At 66.5% G+C, this 15,610-nt stretch carries 10 protein-coding genes and 1 tRNA gene; 4 read left to right on the top strand and 7 right to left on the bottom strand.

Annotation, left to right across the window (positions count from 1 at the left end):
* The first annotated feature begins 69 nt into the window (after positions 1-69).
* From M3C25_RS04170 to M3C25_RS04160, 3 genes are all read left to right on the top strand, one after another.
* Positions 70-1,494, top strand: a complete 1,425-nt coding sequence (locus M3C25_RS04170; protein ID WP_259855147.1) for an MFS transporter — start codon at positions 70-72, stop codon at positions 1,492-1,494.
* Between the two features lie 153 nt (positions 1,495-1,647).
* Positions 1,648-4,905, top strand: a complete 3,258-nt coding sequence (locus tag M3C25_RS04165; protein ID WP_259855146.1) for a beta-phosphoglucomutase family hydrolase — start codon at positions 1,648-1,650, stop codon at positions 4,903-4,905.
* Between the two features lie 171 nt (positions 4,906-5,076).
* Complete coding sequence (locus M3C25_RS04160; protein ID WP_259855145.1) at positions 5,077-6,342, top strand: EAL domain-containing protein; 1,266 nt, start codon at positions 5,077-5,079, stop codon at positions 6,340-6,342.
* 305 nt (positions 6,343-6,647) lie between these two features.
* Here M3C25_RS04160 and M3C25_RS04155 read toward each other — a convergent pair.
* Positions 6,648-6,721, bottom strand: a tRNA-Ile gene (locus tag M3C25_RS04155).
* Between the two features lie 177 nt (positions 6,722-6,898).
* Here M3C25_RS04155 and M3C25_RS04150 point away from each other — a divergent pair.
* Positions 6,899-7,390 carry a DUF3145 domain-containing protein gene (locus M3C25_RS04150; RefSeq protein WP_102160700.1) on the top strand — a complete coding sequence of 164 codons (492 nt, stop codon included), beginning with the start codon at positions 6,899-6,901 and terminating at the stop codon, positions 7,388-7,390.
* Between the two features lie 273 nt (positions 7,391-7,663).
* On the opposite strand, the gene M3C25_RS04145 is transcribed toward M3C25_RS04150, so the two are convergent.
* The 6 genes from M3C25_RS04145 to aceE form a co-directional block, all read right to left on the bottom strand.
* Complete coding sequence (locus M3C25_RS04145) at positions 7,664-8,905, bottom strand: beta-ketoacyl-[acyl-carrier-protein] synthase family protein (RefSeq protein WP_102159880.1); 1,242 nt, start codon at positions 8,903-8,905, stop codon at positions 7,664-7,666.
* 81 nt (positions 8,906-8,986) lie between these two features.
* Complete coding sequence (locus tag M3C25_RS04140) at positions 8,987-9,238, bottom strand: acyl carrier protein (protein WP_102159882.1); 252 nt, start codon at positions 9,236-9,238, stop codon at positions 8,987-8,989.
* Between the two features lie 168 nt (positions 9,239-9,406).
* Positions 9,407-10,417 carry a beta-ketoacyl-ACP synthase III gene (locus M3C25_RS04135; RefSeq protein WP_259855144.1) on the bottom strand — a complete coding sequence of 337 codons (1,011 nt, stop codon included), beginning with the start codon at positions 10,415-10,417 and terminating at the stop codon, positions 9,407-9,409.
* A gap of 41 nt (positions 10,418-10,458) precedes the next feature.
* On the bottom strand, positions 10,459-11,397 hold the full coding sequence (locus tag M3C25_RS04130; protein WP_165884786.1) for an ACP S-malonyltransferase: 939 nt from the start codon (positions 11,395-11,397) through the stop codon (positions 10,459-10,461).
* 58 nt (positions 11,398-11,455) lie between these two features.
* Positions 11,456-12,667: a PucR family transcriptional regulator gene (locus tag M3C25_RS04125; RefSeq protein ID WP_165883036.1), complete on the bottom strand. Its 1,212-nt coding sequence runs from the start codon at positions 12,665-12,667 to the stop codon at positions 11,456-11,458.
* Positions 12,668-12,769: 102 nt separating this feature from the next.
* The gene (gene aceE / locus M3C25_RS04120; protein ID WP_259855143.1) at positions 12,770-15,529 is read right to left on the bottom strand and encodes a pyruvate dehydrogenase (acetyl-transferring), homodimeric type; all 2,760 of its coding nucleotides are present in this window, start codon (positions 15,527-15,529) and stop codon (positions 12,770-12,772) included.
* Between the last annotated feature and the right edge of the window lie 81 nt (positions 15,530-15,610).

Raw genomic sequence — 15,610 nt, 5'->3', positions numbered from 1 at the left:
TGTAGGAATGGAGAAATGGCAGAGAAACGGCACGCGGAGGCACAGGCAGGGGCAGCGCAGACTCCGAAGATGAGCGACGACCAGCGCCGCATCCTCCTCATCGCCCTCGTGCCGCTGTTCATGTCGCTGCTGTCGGTGTCGATCGTCAACGTCGTGCTGCCGGCCATCGGCAGCTCCCTCGACGCCTCGAACACCGCCCTGCAGTGGGTGCTCACCGGCTACACGCTGACCTTCGGCGTCATCCTCGTCCCGGCCGGGCGCGCCGGTGACCTGTTCGGCCGCGGCAGGCTCTTCATCGCCGGGCTCATCGTCTTCGGCATCGCCTCACTGCTCGCCGGATTCGCCCCGAACCCGCTCGTGCTCAACCTCGCCCGGCTGCTCATGGGCGTCGGCTCCGGGCTGCTGAATCCGCAGGTCGTCGGGCTCATCCAGCAGTACTTCTCCGGCGCCGCCCGCGGCAAGGCCTTCGGGCTCATGGGCTCAGCGATCGGCGTGTCCGTCGCCGTCGGACCGGCACTCGGCGGAGTGCTCGTGCGGTTCTTCGGCGAAGACCTCGGCTGGCGCATGTCCTTCCTCATCAACGTGCCCTTCGTCATCCTCGCCGTGACCCTGGCGATCATCTTCTTCCCGCGCTCAGCCTGGGAGCCGCCACAGACCACCACCGCACCGGGTGACAAACCCGACCTCGACCTCGTCGGCGTCGCCCTGCTGGGCATGGGCACCCTCGGCGTGCTCGTGCCGCTGCTCGTCGGCAAGGCAGCACTTGCCTACCTCGCCCTCGGCGTGCTCGGCATCGCCCTCATCATCGCCTGGGTGATGTGGGAGAACCGCTACAAGCGGCGCGGCCGCAGCCCGATGGTCGACATGGACCTCTTCCGCACCCGCACCTTCGCCAACGGTGCCCTGCTCATCTCCCTGTACTTCTTCGGCACCACCAGCGTGTGGGTCGTCATCGCCGTCTACGCCCAGAACGGACTCGGCTTCACCGCCCTCCAAGCCGGGCTCATCGGCCTGCCGGCTGCGATCTGCTCGGCGATCTCGTCTGCGATCGCCGGACAGTACGTCATCCGCCTCGGCCGCCCGCTCGTGCTCGTCGGCATGGCACTGGCGATCTTCGGGCTGCTGGCCGGCATCAGCTCGGTCATCATGCACGACATCGCCGGCTGGCCCTTCGCCCTCGTCGTCATCGCCGTGTCCTTCATCGGCATCGCCCAGGGCCTGGTCATCAGCCCCAACCAGACACTCGCGCTCGTCGACGTGCCGCTCACCTACGCCGGGGCCGCTGGCGGTGTGCTGCAGACCGGGCAGCGGATGGGCACCGCCATGGGCCTGGCAGTCGTGACCTCAGTGTTCTTCGCCGTGCAGGCCGGCTACGGGTGGACCGCGGCCTTCAGCGCAGCCTTCGCCGTCATCGCCATCGTCGTCACCGCCTCGGCGGTGGTCGGCATCGTCGACTGGCGGCAGGGCCGGCACGCGGCCGCCGCGCGCAGCTGAAGCACAAAGCGCAAGGCGACCTGTCAGGCAGATTGCCACCGGACGTTCATCTGCCGGTGAGTGCCATGTGGCCGGGTTCTCGCTAGGCTGGACGCAAGCCGGCGTCTTCGGTCGCTGCGCGCCGCACATCCCCCGTCCAGCGAGCTGGAGAATATGAACACGATCGTCACAACCCCATGGTCAGCGGTCATCTTCGACATGGACGGCGTCGTCACCGACACCGCCTCCCTGCACGCGATCGCCTGGAAGCGGCTGTTCGACGACGTGCTCGCCAGCCCCGAAGTGACCAGCGGCGACCTGCCGCTGAGCCACCACATCGACACCACCCCCTTCGACGGGGTCGAGGACTACCGCCGCTACGTCGACGGCCGGCCCCGCGAGGACGGTGTGCGCACCTTCCTCAACGCCCGCAACATCTTCCTGCCCGAAGGCGACGATGACGATCCGTCCTCTGCCCACACCATCCACGGGCTGGCCCGGCGCAAGAACGACTACTTCTCCGTGCTGCTCGAACGCGAGGGCATCGAAGTGTTCTCCGGCACCGTCAAGCTCATCGAGCGGCTGCGCCGGGGCGGCACCCCGATTGGTCTCGTGACCGCCAGCCGCAACGCCCCGCAGCTTTTGGAGACCGCCGGCATCGCCGACCTCTTCGACGTCGTCATCGACGGTCAGGTCGCCCGCGACCGCGGCCTGCCCGGCAAACCGGCCCCCGACACGTTCGTCGCCGCCGCCGAACTGCTCGGCTTCCCACCGCGGGACTGCGCGGTGCTCGAAGACGCCGTCTCCGGTGTCCAGGCCGCCCGCACTGGTGAGTTCGGCCTCGTCGTCGGCATCGCCCGCGACCGCAACCGCGCCGATCTGGAGGCAGCCGGGGCCGATGTGGTCGTCACCGACGCCAATGAGCTCGACCTGGGCATCGTGCCCCAGGATCCCTGGGAGCTGAGCTTCGCCGGCTTCGAGCCTGAGCATGAGGGCCGCCGGGAGGCGCTGACGACGCTGGCGAACGGGTACATGTCGCTGCGCGGAGCCGCTCCCGAGGCGCCGGCTGGGCACTCCCATTACCCCGGTTCGTACATGGCTGGAATCTTCAACCGGCTGTGGAGCCATGTCAACGGCCGGGACCTTGAGCACGAGTCGCTGGTCAACCTGCCGAACTGGAACGTCTGCGACATCCGGTTCGCCGACGGCGACTGGTTCTCCGCCGGCGGGCTGAAGATCGTCAGCGGCCAGCGCACGCTGTCGTTCGCCAACGGCGTGCTCACCCGCGAGCTGGCGCTGAGTGACGCGCAGGAACGAGAGCTCATCATCCGCCAGCAGCGGCTCGTGTCGATGGACCGGAAGCATGTCGCAGCGATGCTCACGCAGATCACGCCGGTCAACACCGCCGATCCGATCGTTGTGCGCACCGGTATCGACATGAACGTCATCAACGACAACGTGCGTGAGTACGATGCGCTGTCGAAGAAGCACCTCATGACGACCTTCCAGCAGTTCGGTTCCGACGGCACGCTGCTGGCCGAGGTCGAGACGAGCCAGAGCAAGCTGCGCATCGCCATCGCCCAGCGCACCCAGATCCACGTCGGCGAGCACACCGTCCGGCAGACCGACGAAGACACCGGAGTGAAGGTGCATCCGGTCGAGTACCCCGCCGGCATCTTCACCGATGCCACCATCGAGATGCGCAAGGGCGCGACTGTCGGCATCGACACGACGACAGCCCTGGTCAACTCCCGTGATGATGCGCTCACCTCCGTGCGCGAAGGCGCGGTCGATGAGCTCAACTGGCTGCCGGCAATCGGCTACGAGAACCTGCTGCCCGGGCACACCGCTGCCCTGCAGCGGTTGTGGGAGCGCTTCGACGTCGAGGTCGAAGCCGACTCGAACACCCAGCTGCTGCTGCACCTGCACACCTTCCACCTGCTGCAGTCGCTGTCCCCGCACACCGTCTTCGCCGACACCGGCACCCCGGCCCGCGGACTGCACGGCGAGGGGTATCGCGGCCACATCTTCTGGGATGAGCTCTTCGTGCTGCCGCTGGTGAACCTGCGGCTGCCCGAGATCTCGAAATCCTTGCTGCTCTACCGCTGGCGCCGCCTCAACGCCGCCCGCCACCTCGCGCGTGAAGCCGGGCTCGAAGGGGCACTGTATCCCTGGCAGTCCGGCTCCGACGGCCGTGAGGAGACTCCAGTCGAGTTGTTCAACCGGCGGGCGGGACGCTGGATGCCGGACAACTCCTGGCGGCAGAAGCACGTCGGCCTGGCGATCGCCTACAACGCCTGGCAGCACTACCGCGCCACGGAGGACGTCGGCTGGCTCGCCGAGCAGGGCGGCGAGCTCGTCATCGAGATCACCCGGCTGTTCGCCTCACTGGCCACGTATGACGCCGAGACCGACCGCTTCCACATCAACGATGTCATGGGCCCAGATGAGTTCCACGACGGATATCCCGGCACGCCCGGCTCAGGGCTGCGCGACAACGCCTACACCAACATCATGACCGCCTGGGTATGTCGCCATGCGGTCGAGATCTTCCGGCTGCTGCCCTCCTATGCCGCCGAGGACCTCATCTTCCGGCTTAACATCCAGCCGGCCGAGATCACTCTGTGGGGCCGGCTCGCCGCCCGCCTGGCGGTGCCCTTCAACGCTGACGGCATCATCAGCCAGTTCGACGGCTACGACGACCTCGACGAACTCGACTGGGCCGCCTACCGCAAGAAGTACGGCAATATCGGCCGCATGGACCTCATCATGGAGGCCGAGGGCGACTCGACGAACAACTACAAGCTGTCCAAGCAGGCCGATGTCACGATGCTCATCTACCTGCTCGGCGCCAACGGCCTCATCCGCGAACTCGGCCGGATGGGCTACCGGTACACGATGAGCCAGGTCGAGCAGACCGTCGACTACTACACCGCCCGCTCGACCAACGGTTCCAGCCTGTCCAACGTCGTCAACGCCGCCGTGCTGGCCTCGATCGGCCGGCCCGAAGCCTGGGAGGTGTGGCAGGAATCGCTCGTCATCGACCTGCACGACACCCAGTGGGGCACTACCCAGGAGGGCATTCACCTCGGCGCGATGGCCGGCACCGTCGACGTCGTCGTGCGTGCCTTCGTCGGCGTGCTCATCCGCTACGACCGCATCGAATTCCGCCCCCGCCTGCCGGAGAAGCTCACCGGTGTGCGCTTCCGGGTGCTGTTCCAGGGCCAGGTCATCGACGTGCGCTGCTCGGCACGCGAACTTGTCCTCACCAGCCGCTCGCACGAGACCTCGAAGGTCAAGGTGCGCGTGTGGGACGACGAGCGCCTCCTCGACGGGGGAGAGACACTGCACTTCAGCCTGCCAGAACACCACCACGAGGCCGTCGCCATGACCGGTGCGATCGAGGTCGTAGGCGAGGATCCGCAGGGCTGAGCGCCCCGCTCCCGAGGCGGTGGGCGCCTTTCTGCAGGGGCGCAGATATCGATTTCCGGCAATCGTGTATCAGTCTTGTCATAAATGACTTTCTGCCGTGATCGGTGTCCGCCGCGTGTGAGAAACTGAAAGCGCTCTACAGGACTCAGCTGCCAACGGAAAGGACATCTCGTGCTGTCGACACCCGCCGATGTATCGGCGTCGGGCGAGATCGAAGGACTGATCCGGCATGGCCTCGTCAACAGCTACTTCGCACCGGTCGCAGAGGCGTCGAGTTATGAGACCGTCGGCTACATAGTGCTTCCAGCCCGGGCGGATGGGGACGCTGGGAACTACCGCGACCGCATCGATGAGTTCGCAGCCCTGCGTGCTGATGTGCGCACCTGCGGCATGATCGGCGACTTCGATTCCTCCCTGCGCTCGATCGCCCTTCGCGATGCCGCCTCTGCCGGGCTGGGCGCCTCCACCCGGCTGTTCCTCGGGGCTGAACCTGAGTCGCTTGTCACCCTCGAAGACCGCACGGACGAGCCCGAACGCTCGGTCATCCTGCAGCTCGATCCCGGGCGGATCGCCGGGGCGCCGGCTGCCGTGCTGCGCTCGGTACGCCAGGCCCGCCAGCTCGGCTGGGGCATCGGCATGAAATCGATCGGCCCCGATCTGCGTACGGCTGCGTTCCTGCCGCTGGTCAATCCCTCGGTCGTGAGCCTGCATCCGGATGTGCTGCATATGGAGGACCGCGGGGAGCTCGCTGAGCTCATCCGCCTGCTACGCGCTCACGTCGAACGCACCGACGCCGTCGTCATCGCCGAGGGTGTGGCGACTGAGGCGGATATGCGCCAGGTGCGTGCGATCGGCGCCCGCTATGTCACCGGTCCGCTCATCGGTGCGCCGACGGAGGCGCCCAGCCCTGTCGATAAGCTCTACGACGATCCGCTCGTCGACCACTTCACCCGCAACCGGCTGGTGCAGGGCACCCCGTTCTCCATCTGCAAGAGCCTCAAGCACGACCCGCTCATCATGGACGAGGCGCTCGTGGGCTCGGAACTCGAATCGCTCCAGCGCCGCGCGCTCAATGGTTCGAGCTCGATCGTCATCATCGGCATCTACGGCGAGCAGGAAGATGTGTGGGAGGACACCGCCGAGCGGTTCGCATCTATCCAGCAGGTCTGTGGGTTCTCCGCGATGCTCTCCGGCGGCTTCGACGTCGCACCGGTTCCCGGTGTGCGCAGCGGGCGCATCGACCACTCCGATCCGCTGCGCAACGAATACGGGCTCATCGTCGTGGGACCGGACTGGTCGGGCATGGTCACTGCCTCTCGGAAGAACGACCCAGGGCCTGAGGGCCGAGTCGAGTTCGATGTTTACATCACCACCGACCGCTACGCCTGCATCGACGCCGCACGGGCGGTCCTCACCCGAGTCAACTCAGAACGCTGAACGCGCTCGGCACCGGATCATGCCGTGCCGGCAAGGGCCCGAGCTGCTCCTCGGGCTGCCGGGTGTCCTGGGGTTTCCGGACGGCGGGGTTTCGCTGTGGTGAAGACCCGGTGGGCTTCGCGTCCGCGACCGGCATGATGCCGGATGACCCGCCCGCGCTGATGCGAAGCCGATGTTCAGAGAGATGGCCTGCAGCACTTCTGCACAAGCCGCAGAAGAGCCGGCCGGAGTTGTCGCTTTGGGAATCCGTTCTGCCGCCAGATGCGCCCATGTATGCGCGATCGGAGGTGATGATTGTCCGACTGTGCCCCCAGTCGGACTTGAACCGACGACCAAAGAATTATGAGTTCTCTGCTCTAACCAGCTGAGCTATGGGGGCCAGCATCGCCTGCCTTAGCACCAGCAGACCGAGGCCAGCAACAGATTAGCAGAGAACCGAGGCCGCCAGGACGGGGATGTCTTTTGAACAGGGACGGCGATCGTCTATGCTGGTGGCATCCTCCTGTTCGGATCGTAGGGGAAGACGTATCCGAAGGCTCAGGAGGCAGAAATGGATATGACTCAGGGCGTACTCTTCGTCCACTCAGCACCTCGTGCGCTGTGCCCTCACATCGAATGGGCCGCCGGCGGGGCGATCGGCGCGCAGGCGGCCTTCGACTGGTCGCCGCAGCCGGCCGCGCCCGGCACGTTCCGCGCCGAGATCTGCTGGCGTGCCCCAGCAGGCTCCGGTGCCCGCATCGCCTCGGCGCTGCGCGGCTGGGAGGGCGTGCGCTACGAAGTGACCGAGGAACCATCACCCGGCGCTGACGGCGGCCGCTGGAGCCACACTCCGCGCCTGGGCATCTACCACGCTGTCACCGACGTGCACGGCAACATCATGGTCTCCGAAGACATCATCCGCTCGGTCATGGAGCGTGCAGCCGGCAATCCCGAGAAGCTCGAATCGCTCATGCAGCGCGCCCTGGGCGAGGCATGGGACAACGAGCTCGAAGCCTTCCGCTACGCCGGCGACGGCGCTCCCGTGCGCTGGCTGACCACCGCAGTCTGACCCACAGACCTGCGCTCTTACTGACCAGCGCTGGCATCGCGGCAGCTGTTGCGGGGTGCATCCGGCCTTTCGGTGTCTTCCTCCTGCCCGCAGGCTGCCTCACCGATGCCAGCGGTCCTGGCCCCTGGCCCACACGCTCGGCTCTCGGCTCATACGCTCGGGCTCCCAGCTCACACGTGGGGCTCGAGCCAGCACGCAGATGCAGCAGGGCCTGCAGTCGCAGATGACTGCAGGCCCTGAAACACGCCCAACCGCAAACCGGTTGTGCTCCGATCAGACGGTCTTGATGACGCACACGGCGTTATGACCGCCGAATCCGAAGGAGTTCGTCAGCGCAGCGAAGTCTCCGCTGGGCAGATCCGCCGGGGTGTCGCGGACGACGTTGAGCTTGATCTCGGGATCGAGGTTCTCGATGTTGATCGTCGGCGGGGCGACACGATGGTGAGTTGCCAGCACAGCGAGGATCGCCTCGACTGCGCCCGCACCGCCGAGCAGGTGCCCGGTCATCGACTTCGTCGCGGAGACGAGCGCCTCAGAGACGTTCTCACCCAGCAGCGCGTTGACAGCCAGGGACTCGGGCACGTCACCGACCGGGGTCGAGGTGGCGTGGGCGTTGATGTGCTTGATGTCAGCAACGTCGATGCCGGCGTTGTCGACGGCATGCTGCATCGCGTGCAGCGCGTACTTGCCCTCGGGCTCGTTGGCGGTGATGTGGTGCGAGTCGTTCGACACGCCCCAGCCGGCGATCTCAGCGTAGATCTTGGCACCGCGGGCCTTGGCGTGCTCTTCGGTTTCGAGCACGAGCGCGCCAGCGCCTTCGCCCATGACGAAGCCGTCGCGGTCGACGTCGTAGGGACGCGATGCGGTCTCCGGCGAGTCGTTGCGGCGGGACAGCGCCTGCATGGACGAGAACGCCGACATGGTGATCGGGTGCACGGCAGATTCCGAACCACCGGCGATGACGACGTCGGCCTTGCCGGAGCGGATGACGTCGAGTGCCTGGCCGAGGCTTTCGGTCGAGGAGGCACACGCCGAGACAACGGTCTGCACGGCGGCACGCGCCTTGAGGTCCATGCCGATGGCGGCAGCCGGAGCGTTGGGCATGAGCATCGGCACCGTCAGCGGCATGACGCGGCGGGAGCCCTCTTCGCGCAGGGTGTCCCAGGCGTTGAGCAGCGTCCAGACACCGCCGATGCCGGTGGCCCAGGAGACGGCGAGACGTTCGGGATCGATCTCGGGGGTCTGTGCGTCCTCCCACGCCTCGCGGGCGGCGATGAGAGCGTACTGGCTTGAGGGGTCGAGTCGCTTGGCCTGCACGCGCTTGAGGCGTTCGTCGACGACGCTGCGGTCGACGGTGGCGGCGAAGCTGACAGGAATGCCATAGTCCTCAGACCAGCTGTTGTCGAGAGTATGGGCGCCCGAGGTTCCCTTGAGCGCTGCCTGCCAGGTGGCTTCGGCGGTCGTGCCGATGGGTGTGACGGCACCGATGCCGGTGACGACAACTGTGGAAGTCATGTGATCAACCTCGTCGAATCGGTTGGGGTCCATCACGGGGCGGTGAGACCGCGCGGGCCGGCCGCCCCGTGATCGGAATTCTTAGGCCTGCTGTGCTTTGACGATGTAGTCGACAGCGTCCTGCACGGTGACGAGATCCTTGACGTCGTCATCCGGGATCTTCACGCCGAACTTCTTCTCAGCGTTGACGACGATCGTCATCATCGAGATCGAGTCGATGTCGAGATCATCGGTGAAGGACTTGCTCGGCTCGACAGCTTCGGTGGCCAGGCCGGTCTCTTCGTTCACGATGTCAGCGAGTCCTGCGAGGACTTCAGCTTCGCTATGTGCCATATCTTCCTTCTTTCTCAATGCTTCCCGGCCAGGTTGACCGGCCGGCTTGTGGAACGTGATTCGACGAGTTGTCCCGTCAGAATCCTACGTCATGCCTGCTGCGCATATGCAAGGAGCCAGGTGCCTCGGCAGGTCGTGCCTGGCGCGCCGTCATCCCTGCTGTGGTGCTCATGGCAGCTTGACGACCTGCGCCCCGTAGACGAGTCCGGCACCGAAGCCGATCTGCAGCGACAGCCCACCGGAGAGCTCCGGGTGCTCGCGCAGCAGCCGTTCGGTGGCCAGCGGAATCGACGCCGACGAGGTGTTGCCGTTGTCGGCGATGTCGCGGCCGATGACGACGGAGTCAGGCAGCTTCAGCTGCTTGGCCAGTTCGTCGATGATGCGCATATTCGCCTGGTGGGGCACGAAAGCTGCCAGGCCGCTGGCTTCGACACCAGCGGCTTCGAGGGCCTCTTTGGCGACCTCGGCCATCTCCCAGACCGCCCACCGGAACACGCTGGGACCGTCCTGGCGCAGTGTCGGCCACGTGCCGCCTTCGGGGCTGTTCTTGAGATCCAGCAGCGAATTGGTCATGTGGATGGTGTCCCAGTTCTCGCCCTTCGAACCCCACACACTCTGGCCGATGCCCGGCTCGTCGCTGGCGGAGACGACGACAGCGCCAGCACCGTCGGCGAGGATGAAGGAGATCGACCGGTCAGTCGGGTCGATCCAGTCGGAGAGCTTCTCCGCACCGATGACGAGGACGTTGTCCATGACGCCGGAGCGCACCAGCCCGTCGGCCTGCGCGATGGCATAGCAGTATCCGGCGCAGGCAGCCGAGATGTCCCAGGCGGGAATCGGGCCAGTGCCCAGCCGGTCAGTCAGCATCGCTGCCACGGACGGCGTCGGGTGGGGGAAGGTGACGGTGGCGATGATGATGCCGCCGATGTCGGTGGGCTTGAGGCCGGCGTTGGCGATCGCCTCCTGCGCGGCCTCCTCGCTCATCTCTGCGACGCCGACGTCCTCGCTGGCGTAGCGGCGGGTGATGATGCCGGTGCGCTGGCGAATCCACTCATCGGAGGAGTCGATCGGCTCGACGATGTCGTCGTTGCGCACGGTGATCTCACCGCGGTAGCCGCCGATGCCGGTGATGGTGGAGTACCGGCCGGCCGGCGTGGTCTGCAGTGTCGGTGCTGTCATAGGGAACCTCTTCTCTGTCTACAGCTGCGAGTGCGGCCGCTTCAGGATTCTGCAGGGGACTGGCCAGCGTGGGCCTGGACGAAGGCGCGGGCGTCATCGAGATCGTCGGCTGACTTCAGTGCAAACGTCTCGACTCCGCGCATCGCCCGCTTGGCCAGCCCGGTGAGGGTGCCGCCGGGCACGAGCTCGAGCAGACCGGTGACGCGCATGTCGAGCAGCTGCTTCTGGCACAGATCCCAGCGCACCGGATTCGTCACCTGCTTGACGAGCAGGTCGAGGTACTCGGAGCCGGAGTCGACCGGCTCACCGGTGGCGTTGGTGAGGATCGTCAGCTGCGGGTCCTGGGCTTCGAGGTTCGAGGCCAGTGTCGCCAGCGGAGCCTGGGCCGAGCCCATGTAGGAGGTGTGGAAGGCGCCTGCGACTTTGAGCGGGATGACGCGGGCTCGCTCCGGCGGGTTCTCGGCCAGTTTCTCGATGTTCTCGACCGCGCCAGCGGCGACGGTCTGTCCTGCGCCGTTGACATTGGCAGGCGACAGGCCAGCGGATTCGATGGCGGCAAGCACATCGTCGGGCTCCCCGCCGACGACGGCGGCCATGCCGGTGGGTGTGGCGGCCGAGGCCTCTGCCATGCCGGTCGCACGCGTCATGACGAACTTCATCGCCGCGGTGTCATCGAGAACGCCGGCGATGTTCGCAGCACCGATCTCACCGACGGAGTGGCCTGCGACGACGTCGGGGGAGACGTCGACGTCGGCGAAGAGCTCCCGGTAGGCGGCGATCGCCGAGGCGACGAGCAGCGGCTGGGCGATGTCGGTGCTCTTGATCGTCTCGTCATCGGACTCCGTGCCATGGATGCGCAGGTCGAGGTCTGCGGCGGCGGAGAGCGCATCGAGTGATTCGGCGAATGCCGGGCGATTGAGCCAGGAGGAGAGGAATCCGGACTTCTGGGCTCCCTGGCCCGGGCAGGCGATAACTAGCACTGGAGTAGCTTCCAATCAGTCGAGGTCGTGTTTCAACTTACGTCAATGTGGAGGTTCGTCACGGGGATTTGTTCAGGTTCGACAATTGCCCGGCTTCTGACAGTTGGCCGTACACCAACGCAATTCTGATGACGAAACCGGCGCGCGCCTCGGTCGGATCGATGCCTATGAGGTCGGCGATCTTGCGCAGCCGGTAGCGCACGGTGTTCGGGTGCACGTGCAGCGAGCGGGCCGTGTTCTCCAGCGAACCGCCGAACTCCACGTAGGCGGCAACGGTGTCGAGCAGCTGGCCGCTGCCGGAGTTGAGCGGTTCGTAGTAGCTGGTGATGAGCTCGCGCACCGCGCAGGTGTCACCGGCGATCGCACGCTCGGGCAGCAGGTCGCGGGCGTGGACCGGCCGGGCGACGATCGGGCGGGCCGAGGCGGTGCGCAGCGCCCAGCCGGCGGCCGCTGCCGAGGTGGCGGCTTCGGCCAGCGTGCTGACCTCGGGTCCGATGACGACTTCGGAGGGGCCGAAGAACTGCGAGAGAGCTGTCGCAGCCTGGTCGATGTCCTCGACGCCGCCGATGACGATGAGCAGCCGGTCGTCGTGCACGCCGACGAGTGCATCCTCGGCCCATTTCTGGGCGGCTTTGCGGATCTCGTCGATGCTCTTGTGCGCGGCTCGCTGCGGGGCGCGGCCGACGAGCACGTACACCGAGCCTTCGGTGCGCCACCCGAAGGCGGCCGTGCGGCTGGCGAGCTCGTCGACGGAATCGCCACGCACGAGCGCGTCGACGACCATCGCCTCGAGCCGGGCGTCCCACGAGCCGCGCGCTTCAGCGGCACGGGCGTAGATGTCGGCGGCGGCGAAGGCGATCTCACGGGAGTACACGAGCACCGCTTCGCGCAGCTTGGCCTGCTCATTGGGCCGGGCCAGGTCTCCGACGCGCTCTTCGACGACCTCGACGACGACGCGCAGCAGCTGCAGGGTCTGCTGCAGCGAGACGGAGCGGACGAGCTCACGGGGTGCGGACTGGAAGATGTCCTGGACGACCCGCAGCTGGGCATCGGGGTCGCGGTACCAGTCGATGAAAGAGGCGATGCCGGAGTTGGCCAGCACCACGACCCAGCCGCGGTCGGCGGCGCTCATCGAGCGGTACCACGGCAGGCGGGCCTCGAGCCGCTGGAGGGTCAGCTTGTGCAGCAGCGCCTGACCGGCCTTGAGGCGGCGGCTCGTCTCGGCGCGGGCGCGCACATGGGCGGCGGCTTCCTCAGAGCGAACGGGCATGACGCTACACTACACGAAAAGAGACAAAAGATTTGTTTACAAGACACAAAAGCGGGAGGGGTGTTCCCCTCCCGCTTCTGTGTGCTCAGCAACTGCGAGCGATCAGGCGCTGGCGCCCTCGGTCGAGCCGGTGGCGCCGGCCCGCGGATCGTCGAGTTGGTACTTCTTCGACGCCTCGGCAGCGAGCTTCGGATCGACGATGCCGAGGTCGCCGAGGCTGATGAGCGCCTGGACGACGACCGAAGGGGCATCGATGAGGAAGTGCCGGCGAGCAGCCGGGCGCGTATCAGAGATCGCGTAGCCGTCGGCGCCCAGCGACGTGAAGTGGCCGGGAACGTACTGGCGGATCATGTCCGGCACGGTCCGGGTGTGGTCGCTGGTGGCGATCACCGGGCCCTGGGCATCAGCCAGCTGCTGCGTGACAAACGGCACCCGCGCCTCGGCGTCGGGATGGAGCAGACGCTCGTCGTCGCAGGCCAGGCCGTCACGGCGCAGCTCCTGCCACGAGGTCACCGACCACACATCGGCCGAGACGTTCCAGTCCTTCTCCAGCAGCTCCTGGGCCTCCAGGATCCACGGCACGCCCACACCCGAGGCGAGCAGCTGGACCTTCGGGCCGTCGAGCTTCGGTCCGTCCTTGAGCTTGTAGATGCCCTTGAGGACGCCTTCGACGTCGAGGTCCTCGGGCTCCTTGGGCTGGACCATCGGCTCGTTGTACATCGTGATGTAGTACATGACGTTCGGGTCGCGCCCGTCGTCCTCGCCGTACATCCGCTGCAGTCCGTCGCGCACGATGTGAGCCATCTCGTAGCCGTAGGCCGGGTCGTAGGAGATGATCGACGGGAAGGTTGAGGACAGCACATGGGAGTGCCCGTCGCCGTGCTGCAGGCCCTCGGCCACCAGCGTCGTGCGACCGGCGGTGGCGCCGAGGATGAAGCCGCGGGCCATCTGGTCGCAGGCTGCCCAGAAGGCGTCCCCGGTGCGCTGGAAACCGAACATCGAGTAGAAGATGTAGAACGGGATCATCGGCTCGCCGTGTGCGGCATATGAGGTGCCGGCTGCGGTGAACGCGGCAGTCGAGCCGCCCTCGTTGATGCCCATGTGCAGCAGCTGTCCGTCAGTCGCCTCCTTGTAGGCCAGGAAGAGATCGCGGTCGACCGAGACGTAGTTCTGCCCGTGCGGGTTGTAGATCTTGGCAGTCGGGAAGAAGGAGTCCATGCCGAAAGTGCGGGCCTCATCCGGGATGATCGGCACGACGCGCTTGCCGAACTCCTTGTCGCGCATGAGGTCCTTGAGGATGCGCACGAATGCCATCGTCGTGGCGATCTCCTGCTTTCCCGATCCCTTCCGGGCGATGTCGTAGAGCTTGTCCTCCGGCAGCTTGACTGGCACGTGCTTGTCGCGGCGCTCGGGGCTGAAGCCGCCGAGCTGACGGCGCCGCTCGAGCATGTACTTGATCTCCGGGGCGTCGGGGCCCGGGTGGTAGTACGGCGGCAGCTGCGGGTTCTCCTCCAGATCCTTGTCCGAGATCGGAATCGAGAAGTGGTCGCGGATCATCTTGAGATCCTCCAGACCCATCTTCTTCATCTGGTGGGTGGCGTTGCGGGCCTCGAAGTGCGGCCCGAGCGAGTAGCCCTTGATCGTCTTGACGAGGATGACCGTCGGCTGGCCGGTGTGCTCGACAGCTGCCTTGTAGGCGGCGTAGACCTTGCGGTAGTCGTGGCCGCCGCGCTTGAGCTGCCAGATCTGCTCATCGGTGTAGTCCTCGACGAGAGCCTTCGTGCGCGGATCACGGCCGAAGAAGTTATCGCGGACGAACCCGCCGTCCTCACCCTTGTAGGTCTGATAGTCACCGTCGGGGGTGTTGTTCATGAGGTTGACGAGCGCGCCGTCGCGGTCGCGGGCGAGCAGGGCATCCCATTCGCGTCCCCAGATGACCTTGACGACATTCCAGCCGGCGCCGCGGAAGAACGACTCGAGCTCCTGGATGATCTTGCCGTTGCCGCGCACCGGGCCGTCGAGACGCTGCAGGTTGCAGTTGATGACGAAGGTGAGGTTGTCGAGCTCCTCGTAGGCGGCGTACTGCAGCATGCCGCGGCTTTCGGGCTCGTCCATCTCACCGTCGCCGAGGAACGCCCATACGCGCTGCTCGGAGGTGTCCTTGATGCCGCGATTGTGCAGGTACTTGTTGAACTGCGCCTGCGCAATCGCGTTCATCGGGCCCAGGCCCATGGACACCGTCGGGTGCTCCCAGAAGTCCGGCATCTGGTGGGGGTGCGGGTAGGACGGGAGGCCGGCCGGTTCGCCGTCGATCCAGTGCGAGGCCTGCTGGCGGAAGCCGTCGAGCTGGTCCTCGGTCAGGCGACCTTCGAGATAGGCGCGGGCGTACATGCCCGGCGAGGCATGGCCCTGGTAGAAGACGTGGTCTCCGCCGCCGGGGTGGTCCTTGCCGCGGAAGAAGTGGTTCTGGCCGACTTCGTACAGCGTGGCTGCCGAGGCGTAGGTCGAGATATGGCCGCCGACCTCGATGCCCGGCCGCTGGGCCCGGTGGACCATGACCGCCGCGTTCCAGCGGATCCAACGGCGGAACCGGCGCTCGACTTCCTCGTCACCGGGGAACCAGGGCTCATCCTCGGGGCCAATCGAGTTGATGTAGTCAGTCGCCGTGAGGCTGGGCACCCCGAGACTCTGCTCGCGGGCGCGCTGGATGAGGCTGAGCATGATGTAGCGGGCCCGGGAGCGACCGCCTTCGTCGACCAGCGAATCAAGGGAGTCGAGCCACTCCTGAGTTTCCTCGGGATCGACGTCTGGGACCTGGCTGGGCAGGCCGTTGAGGATGATTCCTCGCTTCTGATTGGCCACTTTCATGTCCTCTCGTAGGGATGGACTCACCGTCGGGCGGACGGCGGGCGGGGGTCACACAGCGATCGTGGCCGCAGCGGC

Origin of the sequence: Brevibacterium luteolum (assembly GCF_025147615.1) — a bacterium.
GTDB lineage: Bacteria > Actinomycetota > Actinomycetes > Actinomycetales > Brevibacteriaceae > Brevibacterium > Brevibacterium luteolum.
The sequence above is the reverse complement of the archived record's forward strand: the minus strand, read 5'-3'. Positions and strand labels throughout refer to the sequence as shown.